The sequence below is a fragment of the Pseudoxanthomonas spadix genome (genome assembly GCF_003703395.1).
Taxonomy (GTDB): domain Bacteria; phylum Pseudomonadota; class Gammaproteobacteria; order Xanthomonadales; family Xanthomonadaceae; genus Pseudoxanthomonas_A; species Pseudoxanthomonas_A spadix.
In genome coordinates, this window is the sequence record NZ_RDQN01000018.1 from 1 (window position 1) to 20,976 (window position 20,976).

Annotated in this window: 17 protein-coding genes and 1 pseudogene; 8 read left to right on the top strand and 10 right to left on the bottom strand. The window is 67.8% G+C overall.

Annotated features, from left to right (window positions below; genetic code table 11):
• Positions 1 to 6,110 (bottom strand): two-partner secretion domain-containing protein (locus D9R12_RS15125; protein WP_244919648.1); only part of this gene is annotated, 6,110 nt, incomplete at its 3' end.
• A gap of 51 nt (positions 6,111 to 6,161) precedes the next feature.
• A pseudogene (locus D9R12_RS16315) lies at positions 6,162 to 6,248 on the bottom strand (ESPR-type extended signal peptide-containing protein); the annotation flags it as partial.
• A 166-nt stretch (positions 6,249 to 6,414) separates the two neighbouring features.
• On the opposite strand from D9R12_RS16315, the gene D9R12_RS15135 reads away from it, so the two are divergent.
• Positions 6,415 to 7,296, top strand: coding sequence for a helix-turn-helix transcriptional regulator (locus D9R12_RS15135; protein ID WP_244919649.1), 882 nt, complete (start codon positions 6,415 to 6,417; stop codon positions 7,294 to 7,296).
• Here D9R12_RS15135 and D9R12_RS15140 read toward each other — a convergent pair.
• A complete protein-coding gene (locus D9R12_RS15140) occupies positions 7,263 to 8,084 on the bottom strand; it encodes a polysaccharide deacetylase family protein (protein ID WP_425479121.1) in 822 nt (273 codons plus the stop codon). The two genes, D9R12_RS15135 and D9R12_RS15140, sit on opposite strands and share 34 nt — an antisense overlap.
• Before the next feature lie 49 nt (positions 8,085 to 8,133).
• Between D9R12_RS15140 and grxD the strand changes: the two genes are divergently transcribed.
• Positions 8,134 to 9,063, top strand: a complete 930-nt coding sequence (gene grxD / locus D9R12_RS15145) for a Grx4 family monothiol glutaredoxin (RefSeq protein WP_122231657.1) — start codon at positions 8,134 to 8,136, stop codon at positions 9,061 to 9,063.
• A gap of 218 nt (positions 9,064 to 9,281) precedes the next feature.
• Here grxD and D9R12_RS15150 read toward each other — a convergent pair whose 3' ends face one another.
• Positions 9,282 to 9,836, bottom strand: coding sequence for a DUF924 family protein (locus D9R12_RS15150; RefSeq protein WP_014162013.1), 555 nt, complete (start codon positions 9,834 to 9,836; stop codon positions 9,282 to 9,284).
• 459 nt (positions 9,837 to 10,295) lie between these two features.
• Between D9R12_RS15150 and D9R12_RS15155 the strand changes: the two genes are divergently transcribed.
• Positions 10,296 to 10,631, top strand: a complete 336-nt coding sequence (locus D9R12_RS15155; RefSeq protein WP_122231659.1) for a hypothetical protein — start codon at positions 10,296 to 10,298, stop codon at positions 10,629 to 10,631.
• A gap of 157 nt (positions 10,632 to 10,788) precedes the next feature.
• On the opposite strand, the gene fghA is transcribed toward D9R12_RS15155, so the two are convergent.
• From fghA to D9R12_RS15180, 5 genes are all read right to left on the bottom strand, one after another.
• The gene (gene fghA / locus D9R12_RS15160) at positions 10,789 to 11,619 is read right to left on the bottom strand and encodes an S-formylglutathione hydrolase (protein WP_122231661.1); all 831 of its coding nucleotides are present in this window, start codon (positions 11,617 to 11,619) and stop codon (positions 10,789 to 10,791) included.
• A gap of 76 nt (positions 11,620 to 11,695) precedes the next feature.
• Positions 11,696 to 12,271 (bottom strand): S-(hydroxymethyl)glutathione synthase, encoded by a 576-nt coding sequence (gene gfa, locus D9R12_RS15165; RefSeq protein ID WP_122231663.1) that lies wholly within the window; start codon positions 12,269 to 12,271, stop codon positions 11,696 to 11,698.
• Positions 12,272 to 12,341: 70 nt separating this feature from the next.
• The gene (locus D9R12_RS15170) at positions 12,342 to 13,451 is read right to left on the bottom strand and encodes an S-(hydroxymethyl)glutathione dehydrogenase/class III alcohol dehydrogenase (protein ID WP_014162017.1); all 1,110 of its coding nucleotides are present in this window, start codon (positions 13,449 to 13,451) and stop codon (positions 12,342 to 12,344) included.
• Positions 13,452 to 13,507: 56 nt separating this feature from the next.
• Positions 13,508 to 13,783, bottom strand: a complete 276-nt coding sequence (locus tag D9R12_RS15175) for a metal/formaldehyde-sensitive transcriptional repressor (RefSeq protein ID WP_014162018.1) — start codon at positions 13,781 to 13,783, stop codon at positions 13,508 to 13,510.
• A gap of 118 nt (positions 13,784 to 13,901) precedes the next feature.
• Entirely contained in the window at positions 13,902 to 15,281 is a 1,380-nt protein-coding gene (locus D9R12_RS15180) for a glutamate--cysteine ligase (protein WP_342345481.1), read from the bottom strand.
• Between the two features lie 254 nt (positions 15,282 to 15,535).
• On the opposite strand from D9R12_RS15180, the gene D9R12_RS15185 reads away from it, so the two are divergent.
• Complete coding sequence (locus D9R12_RS15185) at positions 15,536 to 16,228, top strand: VIT1/CCC1 transporter family protein (RefSeq protein WP_122231667.1); 693 nt, start codon at positions 15,536 to 15,538, stop codon at positions 16,226 to 16,228.
• A gap of 135 nt (positions 16,229 to 16,363) precedes the next feature.
• Here D9R12_RS15185 and yihA read toward each other — a convergent pair whose 3' ends face one another.
• On the bottom strand, positions 16,364 to 16,999 hold the full coding sequence (yihA, locus tag D9R12_RS15190) for a ribosome biogenesis GTP-binding protein YihA/YsxC (RefSeq protein WP_122231669.1): 636 nt from the start codon (positions 16,997 to 16,999) through the stop codon (positions 16,364 to 16,366).
• 224 nt (positions 17,000 to 17,223) lie between these two features.
• Here yihA and D9R12_RS15195 point away from each other — a divergent pair, with 224 nt between their 5' ends.
• The 4 genes from D9R12_RS15195 to D9R12_RS15210 all read left to right on the top strand — a co-directional run bounded on the left by D9R12_RS15195 (position 17,224) and on the right by D9R12_RS15210 (position 20,516).
• Positions 17,224 to 18,081: a c-type cytochrome gene (locus D9R12_RS15195; protein WP_122231671.1), complete on the top strand. Its 858-nt coding sequence runs from the start codon at positions 17,224 to 17,226 to the stop codon at positions 18,079 to 18,081.
• Positions 18,082 to 18,211: 130 nt separating this feature from the next.
• The gene (locus D9R12_RS15200; protein ID WP_122231673.1) at positions 18,212 to 18,853 is read left to right on the top strand and encodes a thiol:disulfide interchange protein DsbA/DsbL; all 642 of its coding nucleotides are present in this window, start codon (positions 18,212 to 18,214) and stop codon (positions 18,851 to 18,853) included.
• An 87-nt stretch (positions 18,854 to 18,940) separates the two neighbouring features.
• Positions 18,941 to 19,735: a thiol:disulfide interchange protein DsbA/DsbL gene (locus D9R12_RS15205; protein WP_122231675.1), complete on the top strand. Its 795-nt coding sequence runs from the start codon at positions 18,941 to 18,943 to the stop codon at positions 19,733 to 19,735.
• A gap of 40 nt (positions 19,736 to 19,775) precedes the next feature.
• Entirely contained in the window at positions 19,776 to 20,516 is a 741-nt protein-coding gene (locus D9R12_RS15210; protein ID WP_014162025.1) for an endonuclease/exonuclease/phosphatase family protein, read from the top strand.
• Positions 20,517 to 20,976: the final 460 nt, after the last annotated feature.

Genomic DNA, 20,976 nt, shown 5'->3' on the forward strand with positions numbered 1-20,976 from the left:
TCGCCATTGACCAGGCCCGAAGCCGTGTAGCCGGTGAGGCTCGCGCTCTGGCCATAGGTCTTGGAGGCATCGCTGGCAGTGATCGTCAGACCGGCCTTGCCCACGGTCAGGGTGCCGTCGACATAGCTGATGGCGTAGTTCGACAGCCCGGTGCCATCGGCGTTGGCCGCGGTGATGGTGTAGTTGCCCACCGTGGCGGTCGAAGCAGCACCGGCGCTGGACAGATCCACGCTGCTCACCGTATCGCCATTGACCAGGCCCGAAGCCGTGTAGCCGGTGAGGCTCGCGCTCTGGCCATAGGTCTTGGAGGCATCGCTGGCAGTGATCGTCAGACCGGCCTTGCCCACGGTCAGGGTGCCGTCGACATAGCTGATGGCGTAGTTCGACAGCCCGGTGCCATCGGCGTTGGCCGCGGTGATGGTGTAGTTGCCCACCGTGGCGGTCGAAGCAGCACCGGCGCTGGACAGATCCACGCTGCTCACCGCGTCGCCATTGACCAGGCCCGAAGCCGTGTAGCCGGTGAGGCTCGCGCTCTGGCCGTAGGTCTTGGAGGCATCGTTGGCAGTGATCGTCAGACCGGCCTTGCCGATGCTCAGACTGCCTTCGTAGCGGAGGTCATAGCCTTGCTGAGTCGAATACAGCCCTTCCCCGAGGCTCAGGCTGCCGTCGGTGGCGCTATAGACGCCTGCATTGCCGCTGCTCGTGGCGTAGGCGAGGGTGTCGCCCCCGAGCAGCAGGCCGGTGTCCACGCCCGGGTCGAGAGTGTAGGTCGTCGTCCCACTGGCAATCTCGCCATCGTAGGTCTTGCTGGCATCAGCCAGGTCGGCAGTCACAGTCACCGGGCTAAGGAAGCTGCGCAGCAGCGGGCTGGTATGGCCCTCATAGAGGCGCCAGACGCTGGTGGTGCCACCCATGTCATCGATGCTCCAGCCGTCGAAGCTATCGATCTGGTGCATCTGAGCGGTGGTCAGGCCGGTCATGCCAATCCCGTCGCCGACGGTATGGCCGACAGCACCGTCGCGTCCGGTCAGCTGCAGGTCCCAGAAGCTGGAGCTGATGGTGCCGCTGTTTTCGCCAAACAGACCGCCGACCTCGTAATTTCCGCTCACATGGCCGTTGGCGTAAGCGTACTGGACGGTACCCCGGTTCTTGCCTGCCAGTCCGCCGATGAAATTGGCGCGGGCATTGACCGTGGTGCTCGAGTAGGCGTTACGAATGAGGCCGGTGCCATCGTTGTAGCCGACCAGCCCGCCTACGCTGTCCCGGCCGCTGACAACGCCGTCGGCATATACCCGCTCCAGGGTGCCGCCGTTATGACCAATCAGACCGCCGCCATCGTCCCAGGCTGCGTCCAGCGTGGCGCTGGCATAAGAGTCGGTGACGTTGCCCAGGTTGTAGCCGACCAGTCCGCCGACATATTGACCGCCCCGGATGCTGCCGCCAGTGAGGCCGAGCCCGTCGAGAACACCGCCAACGCCCACATAGCCGAACAGCCCCACGCCGTAGAGCATCGGGCGGTTGATGGTCAGGCCGTCGATGACATGACCCTGGCCGTTCAGGCTTCCTGTGAAGGGGTCGAGGTCGCTGCCGAGCGGATTGAAGCCCTGGTTGGCGTTCCAGGCCGTGGTGCCGCTGGCATCGATATCGTTGGCCAAAACATAAGCGCTGCCCAGCATGCCACTGCTGCCGATGCCCTGCAGACCGTAAACATCGGCGATCTGATAAGGCATGGCGCCGCCGCCATTGCCGGCCAGCGCGCGGATGAAGGTGCCGCCAGCAAGGCGGAAATCGACGGCAGCAAAATCGGGCAACGTGCCGACTTGGCGCCAGGTGCCCGCAGCCAGGGTGAAGACTCCGGCGTCCACGCTCGCCGTATCGCTGATGATTCCGGTGGCGGACACACGCAGGCCATCAACGTTCAGCGCGGTGTCGATGGCAAGGTCGCCGGCAACATCCAGGGCGACATCACGGGCATCAACTTGGTCGTCCAGCGAAAAGCTGCCGGAGGCCGTCAGGTCCAGGGTGTTCAGGCCGGCGATCAGGCTCGCCACTGACGTGTCGCTGTTCAGAACGCCGCGGATGCCGGACCAGCTGGCTGCAGAGGTGGTCACCCGCAGGACATCCTGGTCGATATCAAAATTCTGCAGGCTGGCGCCGACGCCGTCCTGGAAGGTGGCGCCGGCCGCGTAATGCGTCAGCACCTGACTGTTGTCGAGGGTCCCCGGCTCAAGCAGGAAGTAATAGTAGCCATTGGCGCCACTACTGACGCCGCCACCGGTCAGGGCCGATTGCAGCGGGGCGCCGTCAACCAAGCCGGAGACGCTGGTGTTCGCTACCGCCGTCCCACCGGCATAGCGGACGGTGCCGGAAATTACTTGGGGTGTGGCGCCGGAGGGGAATTGCCAGAGCAGGTAAGGGTAGCTTCGACCGGCAATCTGGCCCCAGGTCGAGGCGCTGAAGCCGCCCGGCAATGCGCTTTGCAGCTCGCCCGTGGTCATGCCACCGCCGATGCCTGAGGTGCCGCTGTCCCAATAGCCATTGCTGACGCTGCCCGAATAGCCGATCAGGCCGCCCAGGCCGCCCCCGCCGCTCTTGCTGGTCATGCCGGTGGCGTAGGCGTTGGTGACCGTTCCGCCCAGGTTGTAGCCAACCAAGCCACCGACATCCCAGAAACCGCTGACCCGGCCCATGGCGTACGCATCGGTGATCGTGCCGCCGCTGGTGTTGACCCCGGCCAGGCCGCCAACATAGTAGTAACCGCCTGCCACGCTGTTGGTGGCGAAGGACTCGGCGATGCTGCCACCACTGTTGTTGCCGACCAGGCCGCCGATGGATTGCCACCCCTGCACGCTGCCCACCGCATAGGACTGCAGGACACTGCCGCCGGTGTTATACCCGACCAGGCTGCCTACGCTGCTGCCGCCGGCCACGCTGCCGCTGACATGGCTACCAGCGATGCTGCCGCCGTTGTTTTCCCCGACCAGACCACCAGTGATGTCGCCACCGGTCACGCTGACGCCTTCCAGCCCCAGATCGGCGATGCTGCTGCCTGTGCCAGTCCGGCCGAACAGACCGACATAGGCATCGCCGGAACGGTTGATAGTGAGGCCGTCGATGACATGGCCCTGCCCGTCCAGGCTCCCGGTGAAGGCGCTACCGGCATCGCCGACGGGGTCGAAGCCGGCGCTGCTCCAGATATCGCTGCCACCGCCGCTGGCTGTCGCGGTCAGGTCGATCTGCGCGCCCAGCCTGTAGTCGGCTGTCAGGTCCAGCGCCATCAACTGCAACTGGTGGGCATTGCTGATCGTGGTCGAGTATTCCGAGCGCAGCAACGGCCGGGTATTCCCCGCTGTCGCCCACCATGTGTTGGTGAAGTCGAAGCCGGCATAGGTGGCCGGATCGAAAGCATTACTGGTGCGGATACCGACCGCCCCAGTACCGGGACCGCTGCTGACGGCAGTGCCAGCCTGTCCGGTGCTGTCGATGTCCCAGAACGAATCGTTGACGCTGAACTGGGTGTTGGTGAAGCCCACCAGCCCGCCCGTTGCAGTCCCGCTAGCGCTGACCGCCCCGCTCGCATAGCTGGTGTTGATGGTCGCACCGTATCCTGCTTGGCCGACCAGCCCCCCAAGAATCTGCATCCCGGTGACGCTACCGGTCGCATAGGCGTCGGTCACAGTCGCGCTGGCCGCCAGATCGCCGACCAGGCCGCCCAGGATGGACTCACCTGACACGGCGCTGCCGGAGGTGGAACGCTGGACGCTGCCGGAGAGGCTGCCCACCAAACCGCCCGCGGCGATGCGTCCGCTGACATTACCGAGACTCCAGCTGCCGGTGATATCCGCGCCTTCGGAAACGCCAATCAGGCCGCCGACAGCGTTGTCGCCGTGCACATTGCCGGTAGCGTAGGCAGCGCTGATGAAGCTGCCCTGGCCATAGCCAAGAAACGCGTTCTGGCCGACCAGCCCGCCGACGTAGTTGCTGCTCGGCGCATGGACATCGCCGGTGGCGTAGACGTTGCTGACGTTGCCCAAGCGGCTCATGCCGAGCAGGCCACCCACGCCCGAAGCAACCGTCCCGGATGCCACGGTCACCCCCACATCGGCGTGGCTGTTGCTGACCCTGCCCTGGTCGCTCTGACCGATCAGCCCGCCAACGTAATCGGAGGAGCCGGTCACTTGGCCGGTCACGAACACGTTGTCGACAGTGGCGCCGTTGCTGCGCCCGATCAGGCCGCCGACGCGGCTGCCGCCGGTGATGTTCACGTCGACCAGGCCCAGGTTGCGGACCTGGGTGACGAAATTGGCTGTATCGCCGATCAGGCCGGTGTTGGCACTGGGGTGATCGATGTGGAGGCCGTCGATGGTGTGACCGAGGCCATCCAGGACGCCGCCGAACTGCGCAAGCGGCACGAAGCCTGCCCCACCGTTCCAATTGACCGTGTCTCGGGCATCGATATCCACGCCCAGTGCATAGTGTCCACTGGCACCGTCGCCGATCGCCTGCAGCGCAGACAGACTGTTGATGATGCTGTAGCTCGCTTCGCTGCCTGTCTCGCCGATTTTCAGCAGCGCAGTGGCGCCGGACAGGGTGATGCGGGCGCCATCGGCCAGGGTGTAGCCCATCCCTGCGCCATGACTCAGCACCAGGCCCGCCGTATCGCCGGTCGCGGTGATATCGGCGTTGACCCGGATGCCGCCGGCTGCCCGCAGCGTCAGACTGTGGTTACTGGCCCAGGAGACCGGCACCGCCACCGTGATATCGCCGGCCTGGCTGCCACCGGTTCCAGTGGTCTGCACCACGATATCGGCCGTGGCCAGGTTGGTGAGCAGATGGCTCACGGCCAGTTGCGAATCGGCCACGAGGGGCGTGTAGGTGCCGCTGTTGTAGGTCCAGTCCGAATCCAGCTCATCGCCGATGGTGAGATTGTATGGATCCAGCAGCAGCGTTCCGGACGCTCCCGTCTCGGCAGTCAGATCGACCTGGCCAGTGAAGTCCAGCACCCCGTGGCTGGACACCTCGGCCGAGCCACCAGCGCCATCGCCCTTGCCGCGCGCGCTGATGCTGCCGCCATATTGGGTGCCTCGCTCCGACCAGACCACGACCTGGCCGCCATCGCCGGCCTGGGTGGCATCGGCCTTGAGGGTACTGGCCGCGTCAATCAGCGTCGCCTCGGCGTGGCGCAAGTCGCCGCCACCTCGGTAGTCCCCGCCGACCTTGATCGAACCGCCGTCGGCGGCGCCGGATGCGTCGAGCGTCGCGCCATGCAGGGCGACCTGCTGCCCGGTCACCTCGATGGTGCCACCCTGGCCCACGTTCGACGAGGCATCCAGCGTGCCTGTGAGCCGCACCGTGCCGGTGTCGCCACCCAGCAACGCGATCCTGCCGTCCTTCTCGCCCAGGGCCTTGGCTTCGACCACGCCGCTGTTGTTGACCACCGTCTGCAGCAGCGCATCGCTGGCCTGCGCGGTCATGATCACCTGGCCGCCCTCGGCCTGGACCAGTTGCTGGTTATCCACCAATGCGCTGGTGGTGGCTTGATCCACCTGCACGTTGAGCAGGCCATCACCAGCAAAGTCCAGCGTGACGCGGTTGCCGCTGGCCAATGCCACCGTGCCCAACCTGGCGACAATGAGCCCCTGGTTGCTCACCGCGCCGCCCAGCAACGCCACCGCGCCGCCGTCGGCGGCACTGAGGGTGCCCCGGTTGATCACCGAGGCGTTGGCACCATCGCCCTTGAAGCGGTAGGCGCCCGCCAGAAATTCCTCGTTGGACAGTCCCAGGGTCGAAGCCACCAGCGCACCGACGTTCACGCTGGCGCCAGCACCGAAGAGAATGCCATTGGGGTTGATGAGGAAGACCCGGCCGTTGGCGGTGAGCGTGCCGTAGAGGCTGGAGGGGTCGCTGCCGGTGACCCGGTTCAATGCGATCGACGTGCGGTCCGGCTGATGGAAGTTGACGCTGTTGCCGGCACCGATATCGAAGCTGCGCCAGTCGATGGCCAATTTTGCGCTGGACTGGGTGATGGTCATCGCCGTGCCATTGCTGGCGATGCCACCCTCGCCCGCAACCACTGTCCCCCCGGTCGGCAGATCGGCCGCGGCGGCCAAGACCGGCAGCACCAATGCCAACGCGCCGGCACTGATCCGGCGCCCGCAGCCCCCTCTGCTGCGCTTCCTGGCGTGCTCGCTGGCCACGATCCACGCGCCCAGCGCATGGTTCCAGACAATGCTGAAGACCCGATTCATTTCCACCCCCGCTTGACACCCCTTGGGCGCAGCACGCTGCCCAGCTCACCCCCGGCCCTCTCCACCACGGCGTCCGCCCGGATGCCTCGCGGCCTGGCAAAGGTAATGCAGGCCGGATGTTAAGATCAGATCAGGCTTCCGGCCATTACTCGAAAGGGTGGTTCTGGTGCGTGATCCGGATCTACTGGAAGAAATTGTTCGCCTGTACGAAAGCGAATCGGACCTGTTGGGCCTGCCTGAGGTGGTTTTCGACAGCGTGGCCCGGCTGGTCGATGCCGACGTGGTGACCTATACCGAGTTCCATCACCAGACCCATGACTTCCGCTCGGTGATGTCGATCGATGACGATCCGGCACAGCGCAAAGCCGGGCTGGCCGCTTTCGTCCGCCACCGCGACAGCCATCCGTTCTGGCAGGGAGATCCGGTGTTCTTCGGCGAGCGCGCGCTGCGCGAATCGGATTTCTTCGGCGAAGACGAATTCATGTCGCTACCGATCGCGCGCGAGGTGTTCCTGCCTTCGCGGGCGCGGCGGATCATGTCGATCATGCTCCAGCACGGCGACTACGCGCTGAGCATCAGCGCGTACCGGCTGGTGGGACGCGCCGCTTACAGCGACCGCCAGCGCGACCTGCTGCAGGCCTATCGCCCGCACCTGCTGCGCGCCTACCGGCAGGCGCAGCAGCGCACCATCGACCAACTCGGCCCAGCCGAACGGCTGCACTACGCCTTCCCGGACCTGACCCCGCGCCAGGTCGAAGTCGCCGCCGCCCTGGCCCTGGGGCTGTCCAACGACAGGATCGCCGCCGAGCTGGGCGTCAGCCTGGACACGGTCAAGGCACACCTGAAGGCAATCTTCGGCAAGACCGGCACGGACAGCCGGCTGGCGGTCGCGGCGATCGCCCATGCCGTTCCTCCGTTCTCGCAGATGCCGCCGCTGTGGAAGCTGAACGTCAGCGCCTGGAGTGCGCCTGCCGGGCCGCCCGCGGACCAGCTTCGATCGGGAAACCACCAACGTCATGCCTGCCGGATCAAATGCCCGCAGGCATGACCTGCGCCGGGCACGGCCGCGACAAGCCCACGCGCCCGTAGCGCCTCCAGCACCCGACGCAGGATCTCCACGTTGTGCCCATGCGCCGCGCCTTCGTGCAGCAGCACGATCGCGCCGGGTTTCAAGCCTGGTTCGATCCGCGCCAGCACCTGGTCGGGCGTGCAGCGCACGCCGTCGAAGCCGCGCGCGCTCCAGGCCACGCGGGTCAGGCCGTGGCGGGCCAGCACCGGTGCGATGAAGGGGTTGGTGTGGCCCACGACCGAGCGGAACCAGCGCGGCGCGGTCCCGGACAGTTCTTCCAGGGTGCGCTGGCTGGCGGCGATTTCCGCCTCCAGCGCGCCGGGCCCCAGCCGCCAGAACGCGGTTTGCGGGTGACTGTCGCTGTGGTTGCCGATACCGTGGCCGCGGCGCACGATCTCGCGCACCAGCGCCGGCCGCGCCCGCGCGCGCTCACCGACCAGGAAGAAGGTCGCCCGGGCGCCGTGGGCGTCCAGCAGCTCCAGGATCGGCATGGTGTCCTCGGAGGGGCCGTCATCGATGGTCAACCAAACCTGCGGCGCATCGCCCGGCAATCGCACCAGCGCCGGGCACAACAGCTGCGAGCGCGGATTGAACGTGGACCACAGCACCGCGCCGTGGGTCGCCGCCAACGCCGCCAGGCCGGGCTTGAAGCCGGCCAGCCACCACAGCGCGAGCACCCCCACTTGCGATAGCGCCAGCAGCCCCAACCTGAGCAGAGGCCTGCGCGGCACGTGATGCTGCATTGCGTGGCCTCTCATGCCGCCCATCATGCCACGCAGGTAAAATTTCCCATCCGCTTCCCTGTCGGTAACCGCCATGTCCCTCGACCCCGCCCTGCGTTCGCGCATCGATTCCCTGCTGCAATCCAACCGCGTGGTGCTGTTCATGAAGGGGCAGCCGAGCATGCCGCAGTGCGGCTTCTCGGCCAAGGCGGTCGGCGCGCTGTCCTCGCTGGGCGTGGACTACGCCCACGTCAACGTGCTGGCCGACCAGGAGCTGCGCGAAGGCATCAAGGCCTACGGCGACTGGCCGACCATCCCGCAGCTGTACATCGACGGCGAACTGGTCGGCGGCAGCGACATCATCGAGCAGCTGGCCAGCTCCGGTGAACTGGCCGCGGTGCTGGGCGTGGCCGCGCCGGACCGCACCCCGCCCTCGATCACCGTCACCCCGGCCGCGGCCGAGATGCTGCTCGATTCGCTGGAAGACGCCGGCCCGGGCGCGGCCCTGATCCTGGCCATCGATGCGCAATACCAGCCGGACTTCCAGCTGGGCCCGTTCGACACCAAGGCCATCGCCGCCGAATCCAATGGCGTGCGCGTCCAGTTCGATCCGGCCAGCGCGCGCCGCGCCGAGGGGATCACGATCGACTGGGTGGACGACATCCGCGGCCGGGGCCTGGCCATCGACAACCCCAATGCGCCGCGCCCGGTGAACCAGATGCCGGTCACCGAGGCGGCCGCCAGGGTCGCATCCGGCGAGCTGCTGCTGGTGGACGTGCGCCCGGCCGAGGAGCGCGCCCTCGCCTCGGTCAACGTGCCGTTCAGGACCTTCGACGGCAGCGGCCGCGCCGCGCTGGAGGCGCTGCCCAAGGACACCCAGCTCGCGTTCCTGTGCCATGCCGGCGGGCGCAGTCAGCAGGCCGCCGAACAGTTCCGCGCGCTGGGCTTTGGCAACGTCCACAACGTGGTCGGCGGCATCGACGCCTGGTCCACCCAGGTCGACCCGAACGTCCCCCGCTACTGAGCGTGTGACCATGCCCGCAACCGGCCCGGATGCGCCTGGGCCTGGCGCCGGGGTCTAGGAGCCTGTCGGACTTTGGCCGGCCGGGCTGCAAATTCGGCTGTGCGTTCCATATTTCCGTCGCTTCTTGCCCCATAGAACCACTATGGGGCGGCGAATCGCCAAAAATCTGTCCTCGCGCAGCCGAATTTTCGCCTCGACCGCCAAAGCCTGACAGACTCCTAGAAACCTCCGCCGGCGTCCAGCCAGGCCTGTTCATCCGGCGTGCTGGTGCGGCCCAGGGCGGCGTTGCGATGCGGGAAGCGGCCGAAGCGGGCGATTGCCTGATGATGGGCCACGGCGTATTCCAGCGCCTGCGCATCGCCCAGCGCCTGGAACAGGGCGAGCGATCGGGCCTGCTCGGTCAGGTCTTCGGCATGCTCGAACGGCAGGTAGAAGAACGGCCGCAGCAGCGGCTCGGTGGCCTGGTCGTGGGCACGTTCCAGCGCGCGCTTTGCACAGGCCAGGGCCAAGCCGTCGGTGGCAAAGGCATGGCCGCTGTCCCGAAAGCAATTGCGTGGAAACTGGTCCAGCAGCAACAACAGGGCCAGCGCGTCATCGGCCGTGTCCAGCCAATGGGCGTATTCGCCGCGCGCGGCGGCGCAATGATCCTGGAGGAAGTGCTGGCCGAAGCGGGCGTCGAAGGCGTCATCGCGCGCGAACCAGCGCGCAGGCCCGGCCTGGCGCCAGAAGGCCAGCAGCTCCTGCTGGACGCTGCGGCCGGGCCTGATGGTCATGCAGGCACCGCCGGCATGGCCGTTGCATTGCGCTCGCTGCCGGCCCACCCCGGCGCGACAGCCAGGGCAGTGCCCTCCAGGCCGGCGGTGGCGATGGAGGCGCCTGGCAGTACGCACTTGGGCTCATGAGCCGGCAGGCGCATGGATCCTCCGGGGTTCAAAGTGTCTGCTCGCACCGGAGCATTGGCCGGCCGGTATAAACGGGCCGTGCAAAGGCCGGCTCGCAAGGCAGGGCCGGCCATCCAGATATCGCCGGCGCAGCCCGGCCGATGGCCGTGCCCGGACCAGGCCCGCTCACCGCCGTGGGCAACCTCGGCCAAGGCGGCGAGCAGGCGCCTGGCCAGGCGCGCCGGGCGCGGGCGCTGCCGCAAGGCCGCACACCTTTTCGGGCATGAACACGGCCCGCTGACAGCATCCGGCCTAGCGTGGGCGCCTTCAAAAACCCGTGGAGGATCGCCCATGCCCCGTTACTACATCGCCCTGCCCGATCCGGACAAGGCCCGCGGGCCGCAGGCCGAATACAGCTTCAACGCCAGCGGCGCCGAGGGCTTTGCCCAGCAGCTGCAGGATGCGCTGCGCACCGACCGCCTGTTCGCACGCTGGCGCGATGCCCAGGACGAGCCGGACGAGGTCGATCCGGCGCTGGGCGCGGTCGACCCGGCCGCGGTGGTGACCGGCCAGGTGGACGATCTGCACATCGATCTGGTGGCCCAGAGCAGCATCCCCGGCGAGGTGCTCAAGCATCGCCTGCGCCTGCTGGCCGGCAGCGGCTGGCAGCTGCGCGACGTGCGCTGAGCCTGGAAGCGGCGGCAGAGCCTCCCGGCCGGGAGTGGCCGGGATTCGGCCTGGATGCTGCACGTGCTGCACCAGCGCGATGAGGCCGACGTCGTCGCGTTGACCACCTCACCGCCGGCTGGGTGCGCCCTCGACGCAGGCCGCGCGGCGCGCGGCCTTATCCATTCAGGGCACGGGCGTGGTGGGCGAGGTGTTCGCCGATGAAGCTGGCGATGAAGTAATAGCTGTGGTCGTAGCCAGGCTGCATCCGCAACCGGATCGGATAACCGGCCTGGGCGGCGGCGGCCTCGAACAGCTGCGGCCTGAGCTGGCTGTGCAGGAACTCATCGCCATCGCCCTGGTCGATCAGCAGCGGCAGCGAGGGCGTCGCGGTCTTCACCAGCTCGGTGGCATCCCACGCCGTCCACGCGGCGCGGTCCTGGCCCAGATACGCGGCGAAGGCCTTTTGCCCCCACGGCACCTGGGTGGGCGCCACGATCGGCGAGAACGCCGACACGCTGCGATAGCGGCCGGGATTGCGCAGCGCGATCACCAGCGCGCCATGGCCGCCCATCGAATGACCGCTGAGCCCGCGCGCATCGGTGGCCGGGAAACTGGCTTCGATCAGCGCCGGCAGTTCGTCCAGGACGTAGTCGTACATGCGGTAGTGCGCCGCCCAGGGTGGCTGGGTGGCGTTGAGGTAGAAGCCCGCGCCCTGGCCCACGTCATGGCCTTCGGCATCGGCCACCTGCGCGCCGCGCGGGCTGGTGTCGGGGGCGACGAGGATCAGGCCGTGCTCGGCGGCGTAGCGCTGGGCGCCGGCCTTGGTGATGAAATTCTGCTCGGTGCAGGTCAGGCCGCTGAGCCAGTACAGCACCGGCAGCCTGCGCGTGGCGGCCTGCGGCGGCAGGTACACCGCGAAGGTCATCTCGCAGGCCAGCACCTGCGAGCTGTGCCGGTACACGTCCTGCCAGCCGCCGAAACTGGCCCGGTGTTCAATCCGTTGCATGGACTTGCCTCGATGGAAGTGGGGCTGTGGCGCGGCGCACGCCACGCCAAGCCTGATGCGGTGAAGCAACGCGCTATTACTTCAGCACGCCGCTGCGCTTGGCCACGTGCGTGGAGATGGCGTCCATCAGCGTCGGGTTGAGGCAGTCGTAAGGCGTCAATCCGAGCTCGCCCAAGCGCGCTCGTACGCCGTCCATCTGCTCCGGAAGCGCGCCGCCGCCTTCGATGATCGAAGAGACAAACGCAGCAAAACGCGGCTCTTCCCACCCGGTCTTGTTGGACAGTTCCACGTGGATGAAATCCAGCCCGTAGAATGGGTGGTCCTTGTTCTCGATCCTGCCGTAAAGGTGGACGCCACAAATATTGCAGGCATGGCGCTGGATGGTGGCTTTTTCGTCGACCACCGCCAACTTGTCCTCATGCGCCATCACGGACACCTTGTCGCGCGGCACCACACCGATCACGGAAAATGCGGCTCCCTCCGGCTTCCAGCATTTGGTGCAGCCACAGGCGTGGTTGTGGGCGACATTGCTTTCCACCTTGACCTCGACCTTGTCGCTAGCACAACTGCAGCGGAGCGTCCCCCCGGAAAATCCCGGTTGGCCTTTCTTAACGCCCTGATCAACGCTGGGATGAATCAGTACTTCAGTCATCTTTTTTCTTCTCCTTCATGATGGAACCCGCGCAGGTGACTGGCCGGGGCAGGTCGTGCCGGCCGGGTAATCAGAAGTGCACCACTGAGCGGATCGACTTGCCTTGGTGCATCAGGTCGAAGGCCTCGTTGATCTGGTCCAGGCCCATGGTGTGGGTGACGAAAGGCGCCAGCTCGATCTCGCCCTTCATGGCGTCTTCGACCATGCCCGGCAGCTGCGAGCGGCCCTTGACGCCACCGAAGGCACTGCCCAGCCAGCGACGGCCGGTGACCAGCTGGAACGGGCGGGTCGAGATTTCCTGGCCGGCGCCGGCCACGCCGATGATCACGCTCTGGCCCCAGCCGCGGTGCGCGCATTCCAGCGCCGCGCGCATGACGTTGACGTTGCCGATGCATTCGAAGGTGTGGTCCACGCCCCAGGTGGTCATCTCCACGATCACCTGCTGGATCGGCTTGTCGTGATCGGCCGGATTGATGCAGTCGGTGGCGCCGAACTGCCGGGCCAGGTCGAACTTGGACGGATTGGTGTCGATGGCGAAGATCCGCCCGGCCTTGGCCTGGCGCGCGCCCTGGATCACTGCCAGGCCGATGCCGCCCAGGCCGAACACGGCCACCGAATCGCCCGCCTGCACCTTGGCGGTGTTGTGGACCGCGCCGATGCCGGTGGTCACCCCGCAGCCGAGCAGGCAGACCTGCTCGTGGTTGGCCTGCGGGTTGATCCTGGCCAGCGAGACTTCGGCCACGACCGTGTACTCGCTGAAGGTCGAGCAGCCCATGTAGTGGTAGACCGGCTCACCGTTGTAGGAAAAACGGGTGGTGCCGTCGGGCATCAGGCCCTTGCCCTGGGTGGCGCGCACGGCCACGCACAGGTTGGTCTTGCCGGACTTGCAGAACAGACATTGGCCGCACTCGGCGGTGTACAGCGGGATCACATGATCGCCCGGCTTGACCGAGGTCACGCCCTGGCCCACCTCGACCACGATGCCGGCACCTTCATGGCCCAGCACGGCCGGAAAGACGCCTTCCGGATCCTCGCCGCTCAAGGTGAAGGCATCGGTGTGGCACACGCCGGTGTGGGTGATCCTGATCAGGACTTCGCCGGCCTTGGGCGGAGCCAGGTCGATCTCGACGATTTCCAGCGGCTTGCCGGGAGCAAATGCAACGGCGGCACGGGATTTCATGGTGTGGAACTCCTGATAGCGAACTGAGGGAACGGAAGGCGCGCCGTGGGTACGCCTTATTTGAGATAGGACCGCACCAGCCCGGTCATTTCCGCCACGCGCGCTTCGCGCTGGGCCTCATCGCCTGCCGGCTGGCCGAAGGTTTCGCGGATATGGGCTTCCATCACCTCGGACATCAGCCCGTTGACCGCGCCGCGGATGGCCGCGATCTGCTGCAGCACCGGTCCGCAGTCGGCGCCGCCTTCCAGCGCGCGCGCCAGCGCCTCGGCCTGACCCTGGATGCGACGCACGCGGGCCAGGACGCGCTTTTTTTCCTCGGGCGAATGGGGCATGGACGGCTCTGGCTCGATACTGGGGTGCAGTATCGGGCCAGGCCGCCGTGGGCCGCAAGTGCGGCGCTGGGGGCACGCCGGCCCGTCGGCGCCAGGGCGCGGACAGGTCGGTCGGCTTTCAGTAGGCGAACTCGGTAAACACCGGGTCGACCTGGCCCTTCCATCGGCCGTGGAACAGGTCCAGCTTGCGCTCGGCCGGGGTCTTGCCGGACTCGGCGATCTCGGCCAGCACGTCCAGGAATGCCGATTCGTCGGCGCCATCGGCATTGAGGAAGGCGCGCCGGCGCAGGCCGGCCTGGGCGATCTTCACCGCCTCCACGGCCAGCTCGCGCACGCTGGCGCCGCGGAACGGCAGCTTGAGCGCATCGCGCGGCACGCCATCACGCAGCGCGTGGCGCTCTTGGCGGGTGAAGTCCTTGACCAGGTCCCAGGCCGCATCCAGCGCCGCGTCGTCATAGAGCAGGCCGACCCAGAACGCCGGCAGCGCGCACAGGCGATCGCGCGGCCCGGCATCGGCGCCGCGCATCTCCAGGAACTTCTTCATCCGCACTTCCGGGAAGGCGGTGGTCATGTGATCGGACCAGTCGCGCAGGGTCGGCAGTGCGCCGGGCAGGGCCGGCAGCCTGCCCTTGAGGAAATCGCGGAAGCTCTGCCCCGAGGCGTCGTGGTAGATGCCATCGCGGTAGGAGAAATACATCGGCACATCGAGCAGGTAGTGGACATAGCGTTCGAAGCCGAAGCCATCCTCGAACACGAAATCCAGCATGCCGGTGCGGTCGGGGTCGGTGTCGGTCCAGATGTGCGAGCGGTAGCTCTGGTAGCCGTTGGGCTTGCCTTCGGTGAACGGCGAATCGGCGAACAGCGCGGTGGCGACCGGCTGCAGCGCCAGCGACACACGGAACTTCTTGACCATGTCGCTTTCCGAGCCGTAGTCCAGGTTGACCTGGACCGTGCAGGTGCGGGTCATCATGTCCAGGCCCAGCTGGCCGACCTTGGGCATGTAGGCCTGCATGATCCGGTAGCGGCCCTTGGGCATCCACGGCATCTGGTCGCGGCGCCACTTGGGCTGGAAGCCCATGCCCAAAAAGCCAAGCTGCAGCTCGTCGGCGACCTGGCGCACCTCGTCGAGGTGGCTGCCCACCTCCAGGCAGGTCTGATGGATGCTTTCCAGCGGCGCGCCGGACAGTTCCAGCTGGCCGGCCGGTTCCAGCGTGACCGAGGCGCCGGCGCGCAGCAGCGCGAGTGTGCGGCCGTTTTCCGGCGCCGCTTCCCAGCCGAACCGGGTCAGCCCGTTGAGCAGCGCCTCGATGCCGCGCTCGCCATCGAAGGGCGGCGGGCGCAGGTCGTCGGTGCGGAAGCCGAACTTCTCGTGCTCGGTGCCGATGCGCCACTGCGCGCGCGGACGCGAACCGGCGGCGGAATACTCCACCAGCTGCGCCAGGTCGGTGATCGGCGTATCGGCAGTGAGGCTGGGACTGGACAAGGGGCAACTCGCAATGACCGTGGGTGGCGCAGGGCGCGGCGAAACCAAAGCGCGGCGGCGCGCAAGGGCCGCACTATACCGGGCACCACCGGGCCGCCGCGCCGGCCTGGAACGGCCTGCAGCATTCCATCGCCGGGGCGCGCCGCCGCTGCAGGCCCGCGCCGCGGCCAATGGCCAGCGGACGCACCGCATTCGCGGGTGAATCGCAATTCGCCATTCCCGCCCGGCACCGGCTAGGCTGGCACTTCCTCGACATCGCATTGACCCGCATGCGCATCCGCCATCCCGAAATCCATCGCAGCGACCGTACCGGCTGGCTGCGCGCCTCGGTGCTGGGCGCCAACGACGGCATCGTTTCGACCGCCGGCCTGCTGGTGGGCGTGGCCGCCAGCGGCGTGAGCGCGCAGGCCTTGCTGGCCACCGGCGTGGCCGGCCTGGTCGCCGGCGCGATATCGATGGCCGCCGGCGAATACGTGTCGGTCAGCTCGCAGGCCGATACCGAGCGCGCCGACCTGACCCTGGAGAAACGGGAACTGGCCGAGGACCCGCACAACGAGCTGACCGAGCTGGCCCTGATCTACGAACGCCGCGGCCTGACCGCCGCCCTGGCCCATCAGGTGGCCGAGCAGCTGACCGCGCATGACGCATTGGCGGCCCACGCCCGCGACGAACTGGGCATCACCGACACCTTTCGCGCCCGTCCGGTGCAGGCGGCGCTGGCCTCGGCCGGGGCGTTCTCGGTCGGCGCCCTGATGCCGCTGCTGGTGGCCTGGGCGTTCGCCGCGCAGGCCACCGTGGCGGTGGTCGCGGCCACCCTGATCGCGTTGCTGGTGTCAGGCGCCCTGGCCGCCTGGGCCGGCGGGGCGCCAATGCTGCGCGGTGCGCTGCGGGTGGTGTTCTGGGGGGCCCTGGCGATGGCCATCACCCATGCGGTCGGCCTGCTGTTCAACGTCAGGGTGTAGGGCGGGTCTTGACCCGCCTTCCATGACTCGACGCCGCTGCAATGGCGGGTCGAGACCGCCTTCCATGACTTGATGACCGCTGCGATGGCGGGTCGAGACCCGCCCTACGTGTGCAATGGCGGGTCGAGACCCGCCCTACACCACGGTTTCGGCGGGATCGGTCGGCAGCAGTCCGAGCCACTGCTGCACCACCTCGCGCGCCTGGTCCACGCCCAGCCTGGATTCGGCTGAGAACACCTGCACGCCCACGCTGTCGCCATAGGCCGCGTGCAGTTCTTTCTTCACCGCAGCCAGGGTCTGCAATTGCTGGCCGCGGCCGAGCTTGTCGGCCTTGGTCAGCAGCGCATGCGCCGGCAGGCCGCGCTGCACGGCGTAACCGAGCATCTGCCGGTCGTAGTCCTTGAGCGGATGGCGGATGTCCATCACCACCACCAGCCCGCGCAGCGCCTGGCGGCTGGCGAAGTACTGGTCGATGAACGCCTGCCAGTGCGCCTGCAGGTCCATGGGCACCTTGGCGTAGCCGTAGCCGGGCAGGTCGACCAGGCAGCGCTGCGGCTTGACCTCGAAGAACACCAGCTGCTGGGTGCGGCCCGGGGTCTTGGACACCCGGGCCAGCGCGTTGTGCCCGGCCAGCGCATTGAGCGCGCTGGACTTGCCGGCATTGGAGCGGCCGGCAAACGCCACTTCGAAGCCTTCGTCGACCGGCAGCTGGCCGGTGTTGTGGGCCGACAGCAGGTAATGGGCGGCATTGAGATAGTTGGAGACGGCCATGGGCATAGGATCGCACGGGCGCGCGGCCGGCGACCGCCACGCGTGCTGCAGTGCGCCACGGGGTGCGTGCATCCGCCTGCGATTTTCGTGCGGAAGGCTGATTTGACGCGGCTTGGACCGTGGTCGCATTGACCGCCTGAGCGCGCCATGCCGATAATCGGCCGGCTTCGCGCCAGCGCCATTCGGCAGTACGCGATCCAAAAGGAACCACGGAGCTCCAGCTAATGCGCCATGCTCGTGTCTTGGGACTGTCCAGCCTTGCCATCCTTGCGGTGGGCGCCCTCGCCTATGCGCAGACCAGCGTGACCGCGCTGCCGGACGCCGCGCCGGTGCAGGCGCAGCCACTGGAGATCGACCTGACCAGGACCCAGTGGGGCGATCCCACGGCCGGTCAGGCCAAGGCCGCCGCCTGCGCGGCCTGCCACGGCGCCGATGGCAACTCGACCGCACCGATCTATCCGCGCCTGGCCGGCCAGGGCGAGCGCTACATCGCCCGGCAGCTGGCGTTGTTCGCCACCGGCCAGCGCACCACCGGCATGGCCGCGGTGATGGTGCCCTTCGCCCAGAGCCTGAACCCGCAGGACATGCGCGATGTCGGGGCCTACTTCGCCACCCAGAAGGCCGGCGCCGGGGTGGCCGACGACAGCCTCATCGCCGATGGCCCGTACAAGGGCATGAAGTTCTACGAGCCCGGCCAGCAGATCTTCCGCGGTGGCGATGCCGAGCGCGGCATCCCGGCCTGCATGTCCTGCCACGGCCCCAGCGGCGCCGGCAACCCGGGCCCGCCGTACCCGCACATCGGCGGCCAGCCACAGGAGTACGTGGCCCGCCGCCTGCAGGAGTACCAGGCCGGCACGACCACCTACACGGACCCGGCGCACTTCCAGATCATGGCGCAGGTGGCCAAGCCGCTGACCGAGCAGGAAATCCATTCGCTTGCCAGCTACATCCAGGGCCTGCATGACAGCAGGGCCGATGCCGCCGCGGCCAAGGCCGGCCCCGCGCCGGCACCAGCATCGGCACCGACGACGCCTGCAGCGGCGGCGCCTGCAGCGGCTGCGGAACCTACCCCGCAATCGTAGGGTCGAAGGCCTGCCGGCAGCGTCCGGATGTCAGCCCCGCCATTGCAGCACGCCGGCCCGCCATGGCCGGCGTTGTCGTTTTTGCCGGACAATCCCTTATCCCCACGCCCCTTGGAAGGACGCCTCCCGCATGAAACCCCGCCTGCTGCTGTTTGTCCTGCTCGCCCTGCTGCCGCTGGCGGCCTGCGCCTCGCCTGCCAATCCGGTCGAGGGCCAGGATTACGAGGTGATCCCCAATGGCCAGCCCTTTGCCCCGTTGACTGGCGGCAACAAGGTCGAGGTGGTGGAGGTGTTCGGCTATGTGTGCATCCACTGCGCGCGTTTCGAGCCGCAGTTCGCAGCCTGGCAGAAGCGGCAGCCGGCCACGGTGCGCGTGACCCCCGTCCCGGCCGCGTTCGGCGGGTACTGGATCCCCTACGCCAAGGCCTATTACGCGGCGCTGTCGATGGGCGTGCTCAGGCAGAGCCACGCGGCGGTGTTCAAGGCCCTGCACGACACCCACGAACTGCCGATCCAGAACGCCAGCAATCAGGAAATCGCCGCGTTCTATGCGCGCTTCGGGGCTGATCCGGACAAGTTCGCCGCGACCATGGACGCACCGCAGGTGGCCGCCGAGCTGGACAAGGCCCGCGCCTTCGGCATGGCCACCGGCATCACCGGCACCCCGACCCTGGTGGTCAACGGCAAGTACCGGATCAAGCTGGCCGATCCGGACGGGATGCTCAAGGTGGCCGACTTCCTGGTCCAGCGCGAGCTGGCCGCGACCAGGTAAGCCATCCACATCCGCAATGAACAGGCAGGCCGGCATCCTGTCGGCCTGTGTCCCGCCCATCGTTCGAGCTTGAGGAGTGTGTTGCCCATGAAGATCCGTTTCGTCCTGGCCCTGCTGGCCCTGCTGGCCCTGCTGTCCGTGCTGGCTGCCTGTTCCAAGCCAGAAGCCGCCGCCCCGGTGGCCAGCACGCCGAGCGCCAACGCGCCGGCCGCCACCGAGGCCGCCACCGGCGCGCCTGCCGCCTCCGCCCCGGCCCAGGCCGCCGCCGAGGCGCCCAATACCAATGCGCCGGTGGCGCCGGAAGGCCCGGCCCCGATGGAGGGCACCGACTACACCGTGATTGCCGACGGCCAGCCATTCGAGCCGGCCGACGGCAAGATCGAGGTGGTCGAGGCGTTCAGCTACATCTGCCCGGCCTGCGCGCAGTTCGAGCCGCTGTTCAACCAGTGGAAGGCCAGGCAGCCGGCCGACGTGCGGGTGGTCTACGTGCCGGCGCAGTTCCGCCCGGACTTCCGCGAGTACGCCAAGGTCTACTACGCCGCCCAGGCACTGAACATCGACAGGCAGAGCCATGACGCGGTGTTCAAGGCGATCCACCAGGACAGGACCCTGCCGGGCGAAGGTGAGCCCTTCGATGCGGCCAAGGTGGCGCAGTTCTATACCCAGTACGGCGTGAGCGCCGAGCAGTTCCTGCAGACCATGGGCAGCTTTGCGGTGGCCGCCAGGCTGAGCAAGGCCAACCAGTTCCTGGTGCGGGCACAGATCGGTGGCACCCCGTCCTTGATCGTGGCCGGCAAGTACCTGGTCAAGGGCAGGACCATGGCCGACATGTTGCGCATCACCGACCACCTGGTCGCCCAAGAGCGCCAGGCGACCAGGTAAGGCGATGGACCAGGCCCCTGCCGTGCCGCAGCGGCTGCGGATGTTGAGCGCCAACATCCAGGCCGGCTCCAGCACCCGCCGCTACAGCGACTACTTCACCCGCAGCTGGTCGCACGCGCTGCCGGTGGGCGCCAAACGCACCAGCCTGGATGCGATCGCCGAACTGGCCGGCGGACATGACATCGTCGGCCTGCAGGAAGCCGATCCGGGCAGCCTGCGCTCGGGCTTCACCAACCAGACCCAGTACGTGGCCCGGCGCGCCGGCTTCGCGTACTGGAGCCACCAGCCCAACCGCAACGTGGCGCGCGTGGCCGGCAGCGCCAACGGCCTGCTGAGCAAGCTCGAACCGGTGAAGGTGGCCATGCATCCGCTGCCCGGGCGCATCGCCGGGCGTGGCGTGCTGCTGGCCCATTTCGGCCAGGGCGACGACGGCCTGGTGGTGGCCGTGGCGCACCTGTCGCTGGGCAACGGTTCGCGGCGCATGCAGCTGGGCTTCATCGCCGAGCTGCTGGCTGCGCACCGGCATTCGGTGCTGATGGGCGATTTCAACTGCGTGCCCGACGTGCCGGAGATGGACCTGCTGTATTCGCGCACGCACCTGCGTCCGCCGGGCTTCTGTGTGCCGACCTTCCCGTCATGGCGCCCGCAGCGGGCGATCGACCATATCCTGGTCACCGACCACCTGGTCCCGACCAATGCGCGGGCGCTGCCGGCTGCGTTTTCCGACCATCTGGCCCTGGCGCTGGAGATCGACGTGCCGGCCGAAGCGCTGCGCCAGTAGGAGCGCACCTTGGGGCGCGATGGGGCTTTCCCGGTGAAGCCCTTCGCGGCCCTGCGGTCCGCTCCTACAAACACCCTGATCTCTGGTGATATCCCGCTTTTCGTAGGAGCGCACCTTGGGGCGCGATGGGACTCTCGCGGTAAAGCCCCTCGCGGCCCTGCGGTCCGCTCCTACAAACACCCTGATCTCTGGTGAAATTCCGCTTTTCGTAGGAGCGCACCTTGGGGCGCGATGGGGCTCTCCCGGCGAAGCCCTTCGCGGCCCTGCGGTCCGCTTGTGTCTGCGCGAAGGTCTAGAGTTTGGGTGGAGAGCGATGTGCGGCAGGCCGATGGGGCGCAGTGTTGCCAAGCACGTGTAGGAGCCCGGGCCGCCGCACATCGACCTCGTCCCTAGCCCGAACAGTTGAACGAGCTCAAGCTCGAACTTCACAAGCGTGGGCAGGATCGAGGCGGCTCTCTCC